The following is a 19,810-nucleotide window of genomic DNA, read 5'->3' on the forward strand; positions in this document are numbered from 1 at the left end:
GACAGTGATCAGGGTCTGGTCCATGAAGATTTGAGCAGGCTGACCAGCAGGTGATCGCCGTTTGCCTCCCGGCCTATGGTTCACCGATCGGCATCTGTGCTCAAAGTCGAGCTCGTGTTCTCCACAGAGGCAGCAGACGATCTTTGCCGAGCTCGATGAACGGTTGGTCACAGACCTGAGCGGTCATGACGAACTCAAGGCCGCGACCGTCCTCGTCCATCGCCGCCGACCGGCGGATAGGGCCAGCCGTCGCTCGGAGCCGGGCCCCATAATCACCCCTCGCAGGTCGGGCACCACCGCTTGCCGTTCCTGCCCGAGACCGTAGCCGACGCCCCCACACAGGGTGCCCCTCGAAGATCCCCTGGGCAAGTGACTCAACGGCCTCCGCGGCCAGCACCCTCGCTTCACTTACCACTCGATTGCCCCCTGGGACCGGCCGCCCTGACGTATCACTCATCAGCGGCATGGGGCTGCTGACGTCAGCTACGAATTCGCGACGCTCAACAGGCGAGTTCACCAGTCTGAGACGGGATCCACCATAGCGAGTCAGCATTTCTTGCCTCAAGGATCGGGACCGGCCCCGCACCCGATCAACAGGTCGGCCGATCAGTGGGAGAGCACGGCCAGCGGCTTACCGCCACCGATCAGCGACTACGGCAAGAGACCGAACTTTCAGGCCTCCGCCCAACAAAAGTGCAGGTCACGCCGCCGACACTCGCGGAGCAGCGACTGTAGTGACTCAACCTCGGGTACGCCGTCTCAGACCGGCCGCCCGGCCTGTTCGTACAGTCGCCATCTTCAGGTCATCGCCTGGACGCGGGCGCCCTTCGGTTCTAAACCGACACGGCAGGGCTGGGCTTGATCCTGACCAGTGGCGCGCCCAGCCGGCATAGGCGGGGCGGGGCGGGGCGGCGCGGCGCGGACAGCCGCGATGTATACCCCCCGGCACTCAGTCCCTGACCTCTCAGTCCCTTGAAAAGGAGCAGGTCAGACGATGAACAGCGGCCACGACAGGGACTGAAGGGACCAGCCTTCACCACTTCCACTACCACTATGAGTATGTGTATGCGCGGGCGCGAAAGGAACAGCTCTGCTCTGTATGTGGCTCATAACTCCAGATATGGGTCCCTTGAGTCCCTGACCGACCCTGCTGCGCCGCCGGCCAGCGGGTTTGTGCAGTGACCGGAGCCAGAAGGGACGGAAAACTCCTCGGCATGAGGTCAGGCCATACGGCAGGGGAATGCCCGGTCTCGGGTATCAGGCCGTTCGGCTGGAGGGTCTCGCGGATCAACTCCTCCGCCCGCTCAGCCTTCTCCATGGTGTGGCCGACGGCATACCGGCTGAAAGATGCCCATGGTGACGTAGACGGGTCACCAGATGCTTTTGGCGGGCCGCACGAGCTTGGGGTGCCCCAGGTAGACCACTGCGAGGCCGGGCGGCGCCGCCCGGACCAGGCCCCCGGCCCACAGGATCTGGTACATCCGCAGGAGAGAACACGGCAGCGCGCCGCGTCCAGGGAACGGGTCCCAGATCTGGGGAGGCGGCAGCTCGGCGCACTCGGGCGAGTCCACCAGTTCAGCCACCCTGGCCCGCTCGGCCGCGTGTGGCAAAGGAAGCGATGGCCTTGGCGCGTGCTCCCGCACCGGCCTCGGCTTGGATCTGAGGCAGTGACTTGCTTGCAACGGCCGGTCAGTCGGCACGCGGCCGTGACGCCCAGCTTGCCCTCGACCCGATTGCACACAGCTTCCGCGGAACTCCGCGTGCGGGAGCTGCAAGCGCAGCGTCACCAGAGTCACGATGACGCGCCGGTGAACACCAGGTCATGCTCCGGGCAGGCCGCCAGGAGCGGGTAGACGCTCCCACCGTGTCCAAGCAGCCGGGACTCCTCAGCGGCCGTCTGTGCGCCGGTCAATCGATGACGTGTCGCGTGGGGTCGGGACTCCTTCGTCCAGGTCCTCGCCGACGGTCCGTATAGGGCCGACCACCACGCCAGGGCGATCCAGTGCCGCCGCGGCTATGACAGGGCTATTGAGGGGGTCCGGAGGGCCCGGACGGAGCTGGTGAGCACGCGCTCGGTCCAACTCGACCGCAGCTGTTCCGCCAGAGCTTCTACGCCGACCTCGCCACCTTTCGCAAGAGATGAGCGCCCCGGAAAGGGAGTCGCCAAGAAGACTGACCTTCGCGATCTGATCGCCCGGATGGACCTGTGCTCCCGAGCCGGCGCCGGGGATCATGCCGTCTCCGAACGCGAGCTTGCCGAGGGGTTGGGATGCAGCCGAACAAGCCGCACGCTCCAGCCATCAGCAGCTTTTGCGTCGCCTCGATCGAGGCGACGCAACCGAGGGCGCCCGGTTGAGGTCGATATCCCCCGTGCATAGCGCGTCTCCCCCTGAACGCCCCTCAAGGGCCGACGGCTGAGGGGGCATCGGTGGTTCAGCGGTGATACGCGTTAGGGCTGAAGCGGACATCAGTTCACTGGCTGCGCCTGCGGCGCAGCCCCTTCCCCTCGATGCCTTCGCCCACTTCGGGCTGGGAGGAAGCGGTCTGGCCGCTATCGTGGCCCTGGCGGACAGGGAAGGATAGCCCGTCCAGGAGTTACAGGGCACTGCCTCCATCTCACGACCGACCGCGTATCGGCAGCTTAGAAAGCTCAGTGGACTGCTAAGACTCATCCTGAGAGAAGGTGCCGCTCCCCCGCGTGCAGTGGAGGGAATTGGTGCGCCGTCGCCTGTTGTGCAGGAGACTGTGAGGACGGAGCTGAGGCCGCAGACAGGCTGGGCACGGCCGGTACGGCCGAACGCCGTTGCCGAGGGCACGAAGCAACAGCGGGTGAGCTGAGCCAGTAAGCAGCAGTGCCTCGCAGAGCGTCGGGTCACCACCAGCCTTGGGCCTGATATACCGCTGAGGCGGAGGGAAGTGCCTCACGCCGACGGGATCCACGTCGCCCTTACCACTGGAGGGGTGCTCGACGGCCTGTACGTCCAACCGGCGGCAGGAAGATGTTTGGGGTAGACCTCACTTGCCCTGAGGTGAGGGGCTACGGCGCTTCGCTGCCGGGTGGCCTCGTCGGTGGGGCTTCAGCGTGGAGAGTGGAGAGTCTGTACGCTCAATGAGCATGGCTTCTTGCGGGTGACAGACCGCTCCCCCGCAGGGCAACTTGGGCGGCGTAAGGCCCCCTTGGGGCACGACCCCTTACGGCATTGCAGTCCCATCCACCCATCGGGGCCTGGGAATGGCTGAGCGCCTCCCTGGCGGCCTAACTCCTCCTGGTGGATCCGATCACACCGGCATGACGGCGTTAGCCTCTCTCACGGGAAATTCGATAAAACCGCAGGTCAGAAGCTTGCGGGGCTGCCGGATATACACCTTTGGTCGCATATGGGGGCGGCGAATGCACATTGGAGGCTGTCCCCATGGCATTCACGCGACGTGCATGTACAGCCAGCTGAGTCACCGTTAGGGGTGTCGCACCTTTCTAAGGGGCCAACCTGGTGCGACGCCATCACGCGCATCTCGCATGGCAGAAGCTGCCGCCAGATGACAGCAGCTTCTCCCCCGCAGAGCGATCAACTGGCGCCAGGTGCGGTTCCCATGGGGCTGATGAAGCACAGTGCCTTTGGTCTGGCCGGCCATTTGACGGCCCATGCACTCAGCAGACTCTGCCCCCGGCGGGACAGAGGCAAGGAGTTGCTGCTTCCCCTCGACAACGACAGCATTCCTAGGGCGGGAAGCCGCTGGTACGTCGGGCCGTACTGGGATCGAATCTTCACCTTGCCGTTGACGGTCAGGGGGCCTAGAAGAGAGAGTGCGTTCCACTGGATGGAGCTGTGTGCAGGCCGACAGGGGTGGCCGCGTGGCCCCAGACAGCCAGAGGGAGCTTGTGACGAGCTACTTGAGCACCCTGAAGCGGCCCCTCCCTTCCTTAGGGCGACGTACCTCTGCACGGCCTGCATGAGGCCGATGGGATGCACCAGTCAGGGCTGTAGCGAGGTTCTTACCCGATCACCCAGATCGAAAAGGGCTGGCCTCAGGGAGACCGTTGACAGGGCACCGGGAGCTAGTCACCGCACCGCGTCATGTGAGTACCCTGCCGGTCCTTCGAGGTCGGAGGTCGCCTGGCTGCCTTGCCTTGGGGGTCCCACACTCCGCGTGGCAATTTCCCGCTCGAATGGCCCTGACAACTCCCCGCTGCTGCTGATGTGTGACTCAGGAAATCTGCGGATAACGAGCATCCATGCCGCCCTGCTGCAACGGGCTCTTCAAGGCATCGGAGGGTACGGATTGCGCACGGGCATCTCTGTCGGCCTAATGAGCTCTTGCTGGGCGGATCGTGGGAAGGCTTGGACCAGCCCACCCCAGCGGCTGCGAACCTCCAGCACTGGAGCGGCCTTGGGGAGCCGCTGTCATAGACGAGCGCTTGTAAGTGCCCCGGCTGTAGGTACGCCGCGTTGAAGCTCGGGGCGTTGCCAGGGGCCTGATACCCCGATGGCGCAGAACCACCGCGGTCGGCAAACGAGCGATGGTGGAAATGATCAATGGCTGCTGCGCCACAGCATTCCTGCGCTGACCGCTGACCGGTGCGGACCAAGCAGCTGCAGTCCTCTGTCGGCGAGGCCTGGTCACATGAACGCCGCGCTCGAGTCTACAGTCAGTCAGACAGGGTTCCCGGGGCTCAATTTGAATCCAGCGAGCAGCCTCAACGGCACTCTCCGGGTGACACTGAGAGGGAACGGCTCACCGCCTTGCGGGCCGCAATGCTGTCAGCCGGTGTTAGCATAACGGCAGTTCAGAGGCGCATCGAGAAGGTCAAGGATAGTAAAAGACTAGTCAAGTACTAGGAGGTGTAAGGCCTAGCACGCTAGGCCCCGCGCACTGCGTTTCGCTAGGGCTCTTGGTGGGGGTCCATGCGCGCTGCGTCGTCTTAGAACGATCTGTCGAGGTCCAACACTGCGCTCTCAACGTGCGACACGACGTGGGATTTATGTGCTCGCGACCCAAGACCCCTGATGCAACGTGTACTCTCCTGCCTTGTGGTTAACCCTGCGTCTGCTCGCGGGTAAAGCTCGGCGATCAGGTGTCGCACACGGCGCGAGCAGCAGGGTTGTGCGCGGCTTGCTGCGGGCCCTTGAGAACACGTCATGTCTCATGAGAAGAGGAGGATGCAGAGATGGCAACGACGACACTTGAAATCGCGGACATCGGCCCTGCCTGGAATGCGCTGCAGCGTCGGATCGATGTGACGCCGTCAGCTGTCCGCCCGCGCAAGCGGCTGGTGATCATTAACGGTAAGGGGGGCGTCGGGAAGTCGAGTCTGGCTGCCGCTCTCGCCGTCACCTGCGCAACCATCGGCCGCAAGGTCGCCCTCGTCGAGCTAGATCCGCAGGGAAATAACGCGGAGGATCTTGGTTTCCTTGGCACCGAGTTCTTCGACAACGGCCAGGCGCAAGTTGATGCGATTCTTCACGGCAAGCGCCTGGTGCCGACGGGGGAGGTGCGCGAGAACCTCTTCGTGATTCCGGGCGGTGATCGCCTGGAAGAGATTGTCGAGGAGTTGTACATCCAGAAGCGTGCCTATCGGGACAACGAGGATCCCCTTGCCAGGGACGCATGGATGGGCATGTATGCGGCTGCCCTCGAAGACCTTGACGACGATTTCGACCTGGTCATCCTGGATGTAGCCCCCGGCTACGAAACCCTTCAACTCCAGGCGCTCACCGCGGGAGACATGGTAATAATCCCCGCCAAGAGTGACCCCAGCTCTCGCAAGGGCCTCAGGACCGTGGCCCGACGTATGCTGCGGGCGAGGGCGCACAACCCCTCGATCGTCCTGCTTGGCGTTGCCCTGTTCGGTGTCAACTCCAGTGCCAAGAAGGTCCTCGGCAACATCCGCGAGTTTTTCGAAGGCGACCTCCGGGGCGTCGCAGAGGTATTCTCAACTGCGATTCGGCACGTAGAAGCAGCTGCGGTTGCTTGCCGGACCAACGGGCTGGTTCCGCAGGAGCTGGCCAAGCGGACGGACCGCGGCGTCGATCCTTCGGTCATGCAGTCCGTAAGGAATCTGGCGAAGGACTACCGCTCGCTCGCGATGGAGGTTCTGTCGGCGATGACCCAGGCGAATAACACCGGAGGTGCGGAGCAGTGAGTGCACAGCAGCAGGAAAGCAACAAGCGGGGCGGGCTCCCGGACGATGACGCTGACCTCGCTGCCCTCGCTTCGAGTGCACTGGGTGCGTCCCGGAGCGGGAACGCTGCGGCCACTTCTGTACCTCCGGTACCGGCAGGGGCAACGCCTTCTTCCCCTGCCGCGCGCCCCGCTCCGACACAGGCTGCAGCGCCGCCGCAGCCTCGCTCGGCCGAACCTGCACCCACACCGGCAGCACGCGCTGAGGGATCGACGGCGGATGCGACAGCGGCTGACGATCGATTCACCCAGGTCACCTCGATCGTCGAGGTCAGCGTGGTGGACCGTTTCCACGCCTACCAGCTGGACCTCAAGGTCAGGACTGGATCAGAACCCTCGAACACAGTGGTTGTCTTCCAGGCCATCAACGCGGCTGTCCGGGCCAACCGGCTGGGGGAGCTCAATGAAGCCCCCGAGGAAGACCCTGAGGACTTCCTCGCGATCCACGCTCCAGGCCGGCGTACTTCACGAGAGCGCCGGAAGACCGACCAGCTGTCGTGGCGACCGACCTTCGGACAGCTCGCGAAGCTGGATGGCGTGTGGCCGGCCTATTTCAAGGACCGGTCCCAGTTCATTAACGCGGTTCTCAACGACTTCCTTCCGGAAGCTAAGCGGCCGCGGCGTTCCAAGAAGTAGACGGTCGGCCGTCTGATCTCGGCGCACCGGACTGTCCGCAGAAGACCGCTTCAAGGCGGCCAGCTGCCCGCCTCGTCGGCTAGCCGCGTAAGCGTACGCCGCGGTCCGGTGAACGAGAGTTTTGGACGGCAGGTGGGGCCCACCCGCCGTCCAGGAGCTCAGCCGCAAGTCACCGGGGGGCAGCGTTCAGCTCTGCCCCGCCAACCTTTGCCAGCACCCCGCCGTCGCCTGTCGCCCGTTGGTCGGAGACAAGGCGAGGCGGAGAGGAACATCACGTGTTTGAGCTGCGGGTCCTCCCCTGGGGGCGTGTGGCGGGGGCGAGGGCGGCGTAGGAGCCGAGATGCGCTTCGCTGAGGAAGCCTGTGCCTTCGCCGACGGTGACCAGCAGGACGCCGCGGTCCTGACTCGGACTCCGGGCATCGAGGCCAGAACCTGGTGAAGAGGGTGGGCTTCCAGAGCCCTGTGCTGGTCATGGCCTGCGGCGAGCGAGGGGGCAGGGGAGGGGGATGACGCTGCCGGGGGCGCCCCTGCCGGAGACGATGACGGTCTGCTCGTCGAGTGCGGTGAAGACGTCGCTGATCCCCGGGCCGCCATGCGGAAGGCTTGGGACGGATCATCTCGGCAAGTCTTCGGGGGTCGGCTGTCCTCAGGGCGGCCCGGGATCCGTAGCGCTCGAGGAGCCAAGCGACGGCGGCGTGATCCAGCCGTGGCCCAAGGGCGCGCTCGGGGCTGGGGTGGAACTGCGTGGCAGGCCGGGTAGCCAGTTGCTGGTGCGGGTGGCCTCGGCGGCGAGGTCTTGGTCGAAGCCGGTCAGCACGGTGACTCCCGCAGTACTCCGCGGCTTGACCTGGGGGCCGACCCGTCGGCAGGCGTACCCGCAGCTTGTCCAGGACGGGAACGAACTGCGGGCGGTCTGCCGCCTGCCCGGGGGTCAGAATCGCGATCGGTCGGCGGCAGTAGCGGTCGGCGCAGGTGGATCTGATAGCTCAGCAGTGAGTCGAGTACGGGAGTGCGAGGCCCGTTGTGTGAGGTGGAAGCTTGCTGCCGTCTGGGTCTGTGATCCCTCGGTTCAGATTTGCTGAGAGGGTGCAGACGCTGGGAGCGGGGGTGAGGATCCTTAAGGAACACGTGCGCGAGTTCCGGCCGTCCTGCCTGCCGGTCGATTCGGTCTCGGATCAGTCTGCTGACCCGCCGAGCTCGCGCCCAGTGCGACCTGTGCTTCACACCGATGGACATCTCGCTCGGCTTTGAGCAGTCGGGCTGGCCTCATCGTCTCGGGGTGTCCGCGGGTGACCACGGCCCGGATAGTGTCCTCCCGGCAGTCTGGCGACCGACCCGATCGGCAGCCACTGGCGACTGCTGGCACGGCTGGTGAGCCGTCCTGAAGATGCTGGTCTGGGACAATGAAGCCGCGATCCACGCGCAGGCTGACCAGCGACTTCGCCGCGTTCGCCGGGCTTCTCGCCGGGAGCGTGGACCTCTGCCGGCTCCGCGCGGCGGGTCGAGCGGGTGACCCGCTGCCTGGAGACCAGCCTTTTTTGCCCGGACGGACCTTCACCGGCCTGACAACTGCCACACCCAGCTGACGGCCTGGCTGCAGATCGCCATCTGGCGCCAGCTGCGTGTCCACGGCCCCCGGCCGGCGGACCGCTGGGGGGCCGACCGCGCGGCGATGCCCGCCATCCCGCCGGTGGCCCCGCCGAACTGGTGGCGCACCCGCACCATATCGGCCCGGGACCACTACATCTGCGTCGACACAGACGGCCTCTGTCCAACCCGGGGCCGTCGGCAACAGGGTCACGGTCCGCACTGACAACGAGGAGGTCACCATCGCCGGCAGTGACCTCGTGGCCCGACCAAGCCACCGCGGCCCAAGTTCTGCGCGGCGAAGTGATACGCCAGCAGGCGGCCCGCACGGCCGCACCTCGCCCACCCGCTGCCGCGCGATCACCCGTACCTGCCAGCTGGTCTCCGCCTTCGCAAGCCCAGTCAGAATCCGGCCGGCCTCCACCCGCAGTACCTCGCCTCGCTCCCGCGCTTCCGCTCCTGCAAGCGCCCCACGACCGGCGTCATCCCGGCACCTCTATCAACGAGACCACCCCACAGCCCGAGCCTGCCTCACTACAACGGAACCATGTCTGACCTGCGGAAGCCCGCCGATCGCATTCGGGTACGACAACAGCTTCTGAGATCTCCGCCCACGCCAACACCGGTCCAAACCGCATCCGCCATCCGGGCAGGGCATGATCCGTACACAATTGTCAATGGGAGCAAGGGGAAGAGATGCGAAAATCTCTACAGAGGGACCAAAGGGACTGACTTTGAGGCAACGGGGACTACATCAGCGAGCGGGTCATTCCTCTGCGATAGCCTCCGTCATAGATATTCTTCAGTCCCTTCAGTCCCTTCGGCCTCCTTGAATGTGACGTCACCGAAACATGCAGGTGGTCTGAAGAACGACCCGACACACCCGCCAAGGAAGGCCCTGTGCGTGTCCAATCCGAGCATCATCCACCAAGGGCAAAGACCAGCCGGGCTTCCCTGGATACTGCTTTGTGGTTGGCCCAGCACGGATACCCGGTGCTTCCACTGATTCCGGGGGGAAAGACTCCGGCGGCCAATTGCTCTGCATGTAGAGGGAACGATCACCCACCGCACAACTGTCCCTGCCATACGCGGAGGGGGTGGTGTCACGGTTTTCACGCAGCCACCACAAGCGCGGAGACCATTAAGTCCTGGTGGCAGGCAAAGCCTGTCTTCGGCGTGGGTGTTGCCTGCGGACCGGCCAGACTGATTGTTATTGATGTCGACGCCCACGCTCAGACTCTGCCCAGACGCGATCGCCTTCTGCCTGGGATCTTTATGCACCCCGCGGTCGACCTGACCGGTTTGAACAGCGGATTTGACACCCTTGCCCTACTGGCGGCAGTCCGTAACCGCCCCAATCCCTGCCAGGACACAACCACCCTACGAGTGCGCACGCCGTCAGGGGGAATTCATATCTGGTACAGGGCTCCCCGCCATGGACCTCGCTTCAGGTCCTCCAGTGGCAGCAGCGCCAAGACAGCACTTGGCTGGCAGGTAGACATCCGCGCCGTCAATGGCTACATCGTAGCGCCTGGAACGAAAACATCAGCAGGCGCATATACGGCCCTGCCCGGAGCACGGTTGCCTGCACCGATTCCCTTGTGGCTCATCGCTGAACTCACACGCACGGGCCATGCACTGCACTCACCTCACCAGCCAGCTGCAGGGGTGCCACCCCTTCGGTCCCGCGTCGGCGCCCCCATCCCGGGGGAAGGCCGGCAAATCCTCTCCTCGCTCCTCGAGGAAGTACGCGCTTGCAAAGTGAGCCCTAATAGCATGGCCTTCACCGAAAAGCTCAACCGGGCAGCCTTTACTGCAGGGGGGCTCATGAGGGCTGGTTATCTCTCCGAGGCCGATTGCCGAAGCCTCCTCCTCCAGGCGGCGGCCCAAGCACGGCCTCAGCAGCCACGTAGAAGCGCCCTAGTCATCGAATCTGGCCTCCGTGCCGGCAGTCTTCGCCCCATTCATCCCAAGGAACGCATATGAGCAGCGCCGGAACCCCGGGGTTCAACGCCCAGGCAGCGGCCGAACAGCTCGCCGCGTTCACCAATGTGCCCCATCAGGAGGCACAGGCCAATGCTGTGCAGCAACACTCGGCGCCTGTCATTACCGATCCTTCGGACTATGTTCAGTCGGGGCTCCTGGCGAGCCTCAGCGACCGTGGCAACGCGAAGCTGTTCGCCCACTTGCACCATGACCGGTTCCGCCACGTTGAAGGAATGGGCTGGTACGTGTGGGACGAGTATCGGTGGAAGAGAACAGGCGGAGAGAAGGCTGCCATCTGGGCCGCCGGCGACATGGGGGAGGAGCTTCCCACACACGATGCGCGTGGCGTCTTCACCGACAGGGAGCTCGCCCAGCACCGGAAGCGAGCCATGTCCACTTCTGGGGTACGAGCGATGCTGACCCAAGCTAAAGCCTCACCCGAACTCGCGCTGGATCCTGACGCCCTCGACGGCGACAAATACGCCCTGTGCACCCCGGCCGGTGTGGTCGATCTGCGTACAGGAGAGCTTCGCAAGCCTGACGCCACCCGAGACCTCCACTCACGTGCCACCTTCCTTGCACCCGAGTCCATGCCTACACCCAGATTCCATGCCTTTCTCAACCAGACATTCGGAGGGGATGACAAAGGTGCGGAAATGATCAGGTTTTTGCATCTTCTCCTCGGATACTCGATTACCGGAGACGTCGGTGGCCAAGTGCTCCCCTTTCTATACGGCGTCGGAGCTAACGGAAAGTCTGCCCTTCTTGATGTCGTGATCAAAATTTTGGGGGATTACGCCGACGTTGCCCCCCCTGGTTTTCTGATGGAACGCGGAAAATTCAACGAGCACTCCACGGAACTGACAGAGCTCCACGGACGTAGGCTTTTCGTTTGCAGCGAACTCAAACCACACGACAAGTTCGACGAGGCCCGAGTTAAGCTCCTTACAGGTGGCGACCGTCTGAAAGCACGGCGAATGAGGCAGGACTTTTTCAGTTTCGAGCCCACGCATAAGCTATGGCTTCTCGGGAATCATCGGCCCGAGGTCGGAACCGGCGGGCATGCTTTCTGGCGCCGAATCCGCCTCATACCATTTGAAAAGGTCGTACCCGATGACCGGAAAATCGACAACCTTGCCGAGATCCTCGTTCATGATGAAGGTCCCGGAATTCTCCACTGGATGATCCAGGGAGCGAGGGCCTATCTCGCCCACAAGCCGCCGCTTACCGGCCCTAGCGTGGTTCGCACTGCCACTCAAGCGTATGCCGCTACGGAGGACCACATCGGGCGCTTTCTCGCGGAGTGCTGCATTACGGCTACAGGACCCGACAAGCCACGAGACCTCAGAGTTGAGCAAGGCGCCCTATACCGCGCATACAGTGCCTGGTGTCAGGATGGAGAGGGCCTACGTCCTGCCACCGCACGGGCGTTCGCCACCCGCATAAGAGCCGAGGCAGGCGTTGCTTCCCCCAGTGACATGTTGCGCTCAAACGGGCAGAAATTCTATCCCGGCCTCGCCCTGATGACCGAGGAAGAGCCCACAGGAGGCAAGCAGGCTCGTTAGCCGCCTGTGACGCGAGGACACCGCTCCACAGAAGGGACTGACACGCATACCATGGACGAGGAAGATGAGCCGAGCCACAGAATCGCCAGGCCCGGCGACGCCCATCCTTGAACGCCTGCTGGCGCCCAGGGTGACACGGGTCGGCCCAGGCTCTCTAATGGCCCATGCGACTAAGGAGGGACCCACGCCATGAGTTCGCTACTGACAGCAAGCGACCTCACTCACGAAGACAACCTGGTGTGGCTGGAAGATCCCCACCAGCTCGACTACGTGCGCCAGGCCCTGGAGAAGACCACCCGGCGCCGTGGAAAGCCCCGATACCAGCGCGACGGACGCATGATCGGTTTCGCGGAACTCAATGAGACAGCCGAGGCCGACCCCGACAGCGGGCTTCAGAAACGCCGCGTCTTCTACCTCTTGCCGCACGACCGAGACGCTGAGCCCGATGGCCTGTACCGCGCAGGTGCGCCCGGCGAAGCAGTGGACCCGCGGACCATCCAGCCTGGGCACGTCGGCAGCAAGACTGTCCGGTCGCAGCTCGGATTTGTCACACCACCGGGCCAGCCGCTGCTGCCTCGTTGACTGACGGCAAGATACGGCGTGCGGCCAGCTGTTCCAGTCGCCGCTATACCGAGCTACGAACGACGAGCGCACACCACACGGCAACGCTACGCCGGTCGTTCTCTTAGAGGCGTGAGCGTGTCCGGTGCGTTTCGTAATCCTCGCTCGGGTGGGGTCGCTAAACCAAGATCTGCCACCACTAAAATTTCTCGGCCCGACAGTGTGCCGCTAACCGACGAGGCTGCCGGACGGCCTTGACGGGACGACGCGGCCGGCTGCGGCCGGGCCATCTGATCGTTCTCCGGCGGCCAGCTTTTGCGTCGGCGACCGCCTTCGCGATCAGATCGCTCGTGCCTCAGGTGGTCAGGAGCAAAGCGAGGCTCTAGAGCCGTGGTCAAGCAAAGTTGGCCCTGTGGTGATGTGTCGTTCTGGCTGAGTGGCCTAGCGGGCTCGGGTCCGTGAAATCGATGATGACCAGAGGCGGCGGCCGTGGCGGACCATCCGCCGTTGCACGGGTCGGTGACGGCGGGCTCAGATGGTGCTGCTGTCCGTGCAGGACATGTCGACGGCGCGGATCCCGGAGGCGTCGTTCACCGGTGGCGACCGGACCCGGAACCTGATCCACCATGTCAATGCCGATGTTTGCCCGAGCATCCTCCCTTGTTGTCACCAACCCGCGCGGTCGCACTCGCACTCTGCGGGGGTGTTGTGTCCAGCAGGACAAAGGGGTTCGCCTGCCTGCCGCAGGGCCTGGGGGAGACCCAGGGCCGCCTTCCCGGCCAGGAGAGCGACGGCGTGTACGCAGGCGCGGGCGGTCTGCACGCTTGATGCCGAAGCCCGCGGCGCTCTCAGATGGGGTGCCCTGCCTGCGCAGGGACGCTCGTGCCGCCACCGCACGCTGGGACAGCCGTAGCTTGCACCGACGGTCACCCTCGTGAGTGACGGTCAGCATCGTCACTGACTCCACCGGAGCATGCGGAAGGAGCAGTGCGCCAGGACAGGTGGCGAACAGAGCCCCCCGTTCAAGTTTCTCCGCTGGCGCATAGAACGCGACTACGCGCGATGAACCAGGCGTCTCCGCCGCGCACGCCTTCCGTTGCAACGGCTGGCCAGAACCCGAAAGACAGGACGTCGGCCAGAGCTTCTACCGCGTCGTCCGCGAACTGCACGCCCTCCTCGCCAGCTGGGCCGGTGCTTGCCCCACTTGCCACCGCGGCATAGCCATGGCAAGACCAACCTGACCAAGCCCTACTACATGCGGTGTCCGAGGAGACGCCGTAAGAGCAGCAGCGGACTTCGTGCAATGTGGACCGCCAGGTGGGCCACGCTCGTCTCCGACAGCAAATCCTCGGAGCCTGCGCGCACAAATAATTCAACGAGCAACCGAACTAGATTTCGAAAGCATGACGCGAGTCGTCCGCAGCTGAACGGGCCCTGACCGCATGCAGGTCGAGCTCCTCGATCACAGCTTGGTGCGATGGGTACCACGTGGCACTTGCCCATGCGGTCAAAGGTCAGCGCAAGCTGCAAATTGGCCGAATTTCAGCAGTGCGACTTGCGGATGCAGGCCTGGAAGCCACAACATCTCGTGCGAGTCAATCTCTTCTATCTATAGAGTCCGAGGATATTCGTGAGTGTACCTAGAACATGGCGGCCTCTCATCGTGCTGGCTGCAGCCCTCGCCGGTGTCCTGTCTTGCGTGGCTCCAGCAACAGCGGATGAGGCGCAGGCTGACCGCTCTGACATACCACGTGCGGTGGTGCAGTTTTCGGTTGAGGCGCAGACGCAATGGGGCGACACGGTGTTCGTTGTGGGTGATGCACCTGACCTCGGTGCATGGGACCCATCCAAAGCGGTTCCTCTCGACCCCGCCCAGTACCCGGTGTGGTCGGCCTCTGTAAGTCTACCTGCGCGGCAGCCTGTCGATTTCAAGTACCTAATCAAGAGCCCTAATGGCTCGGTGCGCTGGGAAGAAGGGGAGAATCGCAAGCTAACGCCACCGCGAGAAGGGGTGGCTTTCACTACACATGACGCCTTCAGGCTTTCACCCCACGAGCCGTCACCAGGAATCGCGCCTTCCTGTGTGTACGTAGCCTGGAGCTGGCGGTATGTGAGCACCACGAATAACTGCACCGGTCTCCTTTCCTTGCAGATCCTCTACGATACGGGTGAGGCCAGCTCCTGCCGCATGGTGGCACCGAACGAGACGGTCACCTTCTCCGGCATCGGTATGGGGTCCGCCGTTAGCTATGTCGTGGCCGCGGCAGTGTGCGGAGCGCAGAGCGCAACACCGAGCGCGCCACACGATGGGATGGAAGGGCCAGGGCACGCGGCCGCCCTTCCTGCAGCGGTCCGCTCTTAGGCACGCAGCCCGCTGCTTGGGCCGGGTGGAAGCATGCTGGCCCTGCCTCCTGGTGCATTCATCGCATTGGCCGTCCGTACTCATAGGGCTGGTTCAAGGTCCCGGTGATCACGAAGGGTGGGCACCTGGGCAGTGGTGAACCGAAAGCGTTGCGGCTGCTTGAGGTGAACTGCCCAGGTCGCCGGGGGTTCGATGCACTGGCCGGGCACTCTTGGCCGTCCCTATAGTTGCCTACCGCAAGAGCAGCGGGCTCGGTCCTCGGTGGTTAGACGGCCCGGTCTCAGGGGGCGACGCGGACATCGGAATACGTGGTCGGTGCTGTTTACGGCCTGCTGCGCAGTTCTGTCCCGGTGCCCTCGCCTATATGGCAGACACGCGGAATATAAGACGCAGCACGGCCGCCCCTAATCGCAGCGGCGTCTCGCCAGCGGCCTAGCCGCCGGGACGGTCCTGCCTGCTGCCGCCCAGCTGCCGGTGCCGAGGACTCCCAGTGCCGTCAGGGCCACCGGGCCGGCAGGCCGGCGCGGCCTTCATTGCACTGGGAAGCCCGTTAGCCCTGAACCGCGAACGGCGGTCGGCAGTGTTGCACCCCCGCCGTGATCCCGCGATGCCGTCCTTCTGCATCATCGGGCTGCACCTGCGCGCAGCTGGTCGTCATCGAACCGGGACTTTCCTCGCTGCATGGAGGGGGTGCGTCAGGACCATTCCGAAGCAGGGTGACACATACCGCCAATAGCGGCCTGGAACTGGCGGCGGGGTCTCGGCCCAGGACGAGGTGAACGTACTGAACCGCTCGAGGCGCTCAACCGGTATTGCAGAACGGGATGCGGGGGAGCGCATATGCGCGCGGAAGGGAAGGCCATGACCCGTTGGGTAAGAATCGAACTCGCCGCTGACGGCCGCGGGTGGGTCAACGGCGTCGAGGTACGAGGGGATAGGCCCGCTGATACTCGGGACGCCGCACTCCGCCAGGTCAGCCGGATGGCCCGTCAGCGCCGACGAGCGGTACTGGTTAGGGCGAGCGAACCGAATGGGCAGTGGTGCCACTTCGTAGTCACCGCGGAGGGCGAGGTTCTCGAAACACGCCAGGTCCGCGGACTAACTCGCGACCCCGATGCGGAAGAAACCCCTGCAGCCTACGTCGCTCGGGTCGCTGCCATCTGTGCGGCACTGGACTACGGCCATGGCCAAGAGCGCGTCGGCCTTGGGCTGGCAGCGAGCCTGGAAGGTGATATCGCCAAAGCCCATGGCGAGCACCACCCATATCGGTGGCGCTCTCTTGAACTTAGGGCACACGCAGCCACCATATGCGGTTTACCGGGCGCAGGGTGCGAACTGTACATGAAGGCGGCGCGGGGCTGGGCCGAAATAAACAGCCCTGCGTATTGGGGCGCAGCCCAGCGCGCCTTGGCGCTTTGGTACTTCACCAGCGAGTCGCATCCCCGGATAGCAGAGCTTGGCGGGCAACTGCGTGCGATGCTCGAACTAACAGAGGAGGACGTGTCGGCCGTATGCGAAGATCGGGGTAAACGGATTGGGCGATGCTGCCCCGAGAGTGGTCCTGGAAGGCTTCCGCGAATTGGTCAAGCGCGAAGGCCGTAAGTGGTTTGTCGTCCTGACTGCCGAACAGGCTGCCCCCGAGTCGCTGCCTGTGACCGGCTCCGCGGTCGGCATCGACATGGGCGTCACCAACTCCTCCCCGCCTCAGGCGGCTCTACCTCCTTGTTCGGGCTGGACCTCCCATTCGTAAAGTGAGGGCGCCCATGGGCGCTGGGTGTGGCTATCAGGCGGCTGCCGTCTCGTCGCTCTGCCGGCTTCGCCGTCCGGCGCGCCCCACGACGGCTCGGCCGCCGATTAGGAAGTGCGAACAGGCCGCTGTTAGACATCCGATGCGTTTTGCTCGTCAAGCTATGGCCTGTAGCGCCGGGACCGGCGTGGGAAAGGCGGAGATGCGGTTGACTGAGGCACTGATGCAGGCAGGCCAGGAGTTGGTTGTGCAGGTTGCGCTGGGCTGCTGTGTGACGGTCGCCGGCTTCACGGCGGCGGTCGTCGTGAGCGCGGGCTCCTGGTGAATCGGTCAGGGCGGAGCAGGCCCAGACGTAGCCGGCAGCGGCGAGTCTCTGGTTCTTGACCCTGCGGGCCATGACGGCGAGGTGTTTGCCGGAGGTCCTGGTGACCGGGGCGGCTCCGGCGAAGGCCATGAGGCCTTAGGCGACGGCGAAGCGCGACCTGTCGTCTCCGATCTCGGTCAGCACGCGGGTGCCCGTGAGGGAGCCGAGACCGGGGAAGCTGGTGATGATCTCGGCGTCCGGGTGGGACTCGAAGGCCTCGACGGTCGCGGGCAGGATCGTGCTCCTTTTGGCGGAGAAGGAGCTGCGGCGTCTGGCCGCCGGTACCGTTCGGTCTATGGCGTACGAGCTGGAGGAACAGGAGGCCATCGGCCGCCGGATCAAACGGCGTCGACTCGGTCTCGGCATGGCCCAGGCCGATTTGGGTGAGGCGATTCGCAAGTCTCAGGGCTGGGTGTCGAAGGTGGAGCGGGGCCGGATCGAGCTGGACCGGGCCGGGTTGATCAACATGATCGCTTCCGCGCTGCACTGCCACCCCAACGACCTCATCTCCCGTCCCTATCTGGGCAGTGCGAGTGACGAGCAGTGGCGGCCGGCCGCGGCGTCGATCCTGCGTGAACTGCGCCGGTACGACCTCACGCCTGTGTTCGCCGGCGTCCCTCGCTCTTTGGGCGCGCTGTGGGCGGATATGACGCGTCTTCACCGGCTGCGTGACGCGGCCGCGAACGTGGCGATCCTCCGCAGCCTGCCGGACCTGCTGCGCGAGGCCCACGCCCTGGCTGACCGGGCGCGCGGGCATGAGCGGGAAGAGGCCTCGGTATCTACGCCGTGTGCTGCAAGTTCGCCCACACCAGCGCGCATGCGCTCGGCCACCCCGAGCTGGTCGCGACCGCGTGCGAATGGGCCGCCTGGGCCTCCCGACTGTCCGGCGACCCCGTCCTTCCGGCCGTTGCCGACTGGATGCGCATCTGGGACATGTGGGCCACCGCGGACTGGACCGACGCGCTCTCCCTCGCGGACAAGGCCCCCGCCGGGAAGGACGAGTACGACCGGGGAGAGCCGCGAGCTCTGCGGGCGTGGGGGAGTCTGCAGCTCAGGGCGGCCGTGTCCGCCGCCCGCGCGAACAACACGGCCGAGACCGAGCACCGCATCGCCCCCGCACGTCAGGCTGCCGGCCGCGCCGAGCGGGCCGCCGGCGAGCCGTTCGACGACCGGCACTCGCTCACCTTCTCCTCCGGCAACGTCACGATCCACGGCATCAACGTCGCTCTGGAGATGAGCGACCAGCGCCGGGCTCTTCACCTGAACCATCAGGCCGACCCCAGCCAGATCGCGGCCCTGCCCCACTCCCGCCAGGGCCACCACCGCATGGACCCCGCCCGGGCCTATCTGAGGGACGGCGACCGGCACCGGGCCCTGGCCGAACTCCGCACGGCCGAGAACCTGGCCCCTCAGCTCGTCCGCAACCACCCCACAGCGCGGGCCACCCTGCGCAAGATCGTCTATGCCGAACGGGCCGCCACACGACAGCAGTTGCGCGGGATGACGAGCCGGTTTCACCTCGATGACCAGGACCTGTTCTCCCGATTCATATTCGCCCCCCGGGCCTGGTCCTAGCCTCCGGGACATGGACCGAGGGACAGAGAACGCCACCGCGACGGCCTGGCAGCCGCAGCGCGGAGACCTCGCGCACGACACCGGCCCCGGCCGGCTCGGCGTCGTGACCGCGTTACCCGAGGACACCGGCACCGCCGCCTACCAGCTGACCCTGCAGGGCGGCGGAGCCGGCCGGACTGCCCCGCTCACACGGCTGCGGCCTCCCGCCGCCGCGAAGGCCGCGGCGCTCTACGTGTGCGCCGAACGCAGCCGCCGGATCCAGCCCGCGCTCCCGATCGAGCGGGCCGAGGAAGAGGGCCTGGCCTTCGCCGCCCTTCACCGCCTGGACCTCGTGGAGAGCATCACCGATCCGTTCGGCGAGCCTGACCCCCAGCAGCGTGCGGGCTGGCTGCGCGTCCGGGAGCTTGCCGAGACGGGCAGGGTCGCCACGGTGATCGTCCGGTGGCCCGCCGCGATCTCGCCGGAGCACTCCCACGAGTTCAGAGCGCGTGAGATCGCCTGGCTCAAGGCCCGCGCCACCACGGTCCGCTACTCCTGGCCGCCGCTGGCCGATCCCGGCATGGGCTGACCGCCCGGCCCCTCAAGCGCGCCGCTCTGCCCAACGGACAGGTGGCCGGCGATAAGGGACGGGCCCGGCCGTACGGAGATCCCCCGTTCTCCGTACGGCCGGGCCTGCCCCGCCCGCACCACTCGGCATGCCCATCGAGAGGAGCACGACCATGACCATGCTCGCCACCGAACCGCAGGCCGCCCCCGGCCCCGAGTTCCGCGACCCCCGGGCCTACGTCACGCCGGAAGTGTGGGACCGCGAGATCCAGCTCCTGATGCGGGACTACCCCTTCGAGGCAGGCCATCCGCGGGGGCAGCGGTGGCTGTGGAAGCGGCGCCGAGCACGGCGAGCGCCAGGGCGGGCAGCAGGGTGCGCACGGTCCTGCGCGGCCGGGCCTTGCCGGGGGACGGCGCAGGGACGGCCTGCCTGGCCGTTCCCGCGCCGGGCTGCCAGACGTAACAGAGTGGAAAGCTAGAAACGCATGCTGGATTCCTTATATAGGGCTTCGGAGCGTCACACGGGCCGCTCGTTCAGGGCGGCGCCGGCGCCTTCAGCTGACTGCCACCTGCCCGTCTTGCGGTCCCATCCTCCTTTCGGGGGCGGCGTTCGCTCATGTAATTCTCCGTTTCCCCCACGGCATCCGGCCGGTGCTGCGGGAAGCCGCCCGGCGGCGTCGGCTCCGCGGACCTGCGGCCGC

General features: G+C 65.4%; 8 protein-coding genes and 3 pseudogenes. 8 read left to right on the top strand and 3 right to left on the bottom strand.

The features are described from left to right. Window positions 1-1,370: 1,370 nt before the first annotated feature. Window positions 1,371-1,571 carry a hypothetical protein gene (locus ACFZBD_RS31530; RefSeq protein WP_391146319.1) on the bottom strand — a complete coding sequence of 67 codons (201 nt, stop codon included), beginning with the start codon at window positions 1,569-1,571 and terminating at the stop codon, window positions 1,371-1,373. 3,596 nt (window positions 1,572-5,167) lie between these two features. On the opposite strand from ACFZBD_RS31530, the gene ACFZBD_RS31535 reads away from it, so the two are divergent. Continuing rightward, complete coding sequence (locus ACFZBD_RS31535; protein ID WP_391146321.1) at window positions 5,168-6,142, top strand: AAA family ATPase; 975 nt, start codon at window positions 5,168-5,170, stop codon at window positions 6,140-6,142. 317 nt (window positions 6,143-6,459) lie between these two features. Then, window positions 6,460-6,816, top strand: coding sequence for a hypothetical protein (locus ACFZBD_RS31540; RefSeq protein WP_391146323.1), 357 nt, complete (start codon window positions 6,460-6,462; stop codon window positions 6,814-6,816). A gap of 206 nt (window positions 6,817-7,022) precedes the next feature. Here the strand turns inward: ACFZBD_RS31540 and ACFZBD_RS31545 are convergent. Further along, a pseudogene (locus tag ACFZBD_RS31545) lies at window positions 7,023-7,766 on the bottom strand (transposase); the annotation flags it as partial. Window positions 7,767-9,303: 1,537 nt separating this feature from the next. On the opposite strand from ACFZBD_RS31545, the gene ACFZBD_RS31550 reads away from it, so the two are divergent. The 4 genes from ACFZBD_RS31550 to ACFZBD_RS31565 all read left to right on the top strand — a co-directional run bounded on the left by ACFZBD_RS31550 (window position 9,304) and on the right by ACFZBD_RS31565 (window position 14,877). Further along, entirely contained in the window at window positions 9,304-10,389 is a 1,086-nt protein-coding gene (locus ACFZBD_RS31550) for a bifunctional DNA primase/polymerase (protein WP_391146325.1), read from the top strand. Further along, window positions 10,386-11,954 (top strand): phage/plasmid primase, P4 family, encoded by a 1,569-nt coding sequence (locus ACFZBD_RS31555; protein WP_391146326.1) that lies wholly within the window; start codon window positions 10,386-10,388, stop codon window positions 11,952-11,954. The genes ACFZBD_RS31550 and ACFZBD_RS31555 overlap by 4 nt, the downstream gene beginning before the upstream one ends. 189 nt (window positions 11,955-12,143) lie before the next feature. Beyond that, entirely contained in the window at window positions 12,144-12,536 is a 393-nt protein-coding gene (locus ACFZBD_RS31560) for a DUF6009 family protein (RefSeq protein ID WP_391146328.1), read from the top strand. A gap of 1,738 nt (window positions 12,537-14,274) precedes the next feature. Then, the gene (locus ACFZBD_RS31565; protein WP_391146361.1) at window positions 14,275-14,877 is read left to right on the top strand and encodes a carbohydrate-binding module family 20 domain-containing protein; all 603 of its coding nucleotides are present in this window, start codon (window positions 14,275-14,277) and stop codon (window positions 14,875-14,877) included. A 1,958-nt stretch (window positions 14,878-16,835) separates the two neighbouring features. Here the strand turns inward: ACFZBD_RS31565 and ACFZBD_RS31570 are convergent. Beyond that, a pseudogene (locus ACFZBD_RS31570) lies at window positions 16,836-17,216 on the bottom strand (transposase); the annotation flags it as partial. Window positions 17,217-17,283: 67 nt separating this feature from the next. Between ACFZBD_RS31570 and ACFZBD_RS31575 the strand changes: the two are divergent. Next, window positions 17,284-18,563, top strand: a pseudogene (locus tag ACFZBD_RS31575) (helix-turn-helix domain-containing protein). 10 nt (window positions 18,564-18,573) lie between these two features. Next, window positions 18,574-19,131, top strand: coding sequence for a hypothetical protein (locus tag ACFZBD_RS31580; RefSeq protein WP_391146331.1), 558 nt, complete (start codon window positions 18,574-18,576; stop codon window positions 19,129-19,131). The last annotated feature ends 679 nt before the right edge of the window (window positions 19,132-19,810 follow it).

This window comes from Streptomyces sp. NPDC008121 (genome assembly GCF_042957155.1).
Taxonomy (GTDB): Bacteria; Actinomycetota; Actinomycetes; order Streptomycetales; family Streptomycetaceae; genus Streptomyces.

Excerpts from the sequence above, each read along its gene's own strand:
- ACFZBD_RS31535 (WP_391146321.1), top strand. The coding sequence starts at position 5,168 with ATGGCAACGACGACACTTGAAATCGCGGACATCGGCCCTGCCTGGAAT.
- ACFZBD_RS31560 (WP_391146328.1), top strand. The coding sequence starts at position 12,144 with ATGAGTTCGCTACTGACAGCAAGCGACCTCACTCACGAAGACAACCTG.
- ACFZBD_RS31555 (WP_391146326.1), top strand. The coding sequence starts at position 10,386 with ATGAGCAGCGCCGGAACCCCGGGGTTCAACGCCCAGGCAGCGGCCGAA.
- ACFZBD_RS31580 (WP_391146331.1), top strand. The coding sequence starts at position 18,574 with ATGGACCGAGGGACAGAGAACGCCACCGCGACGGCCTGGCAGCCGCAG.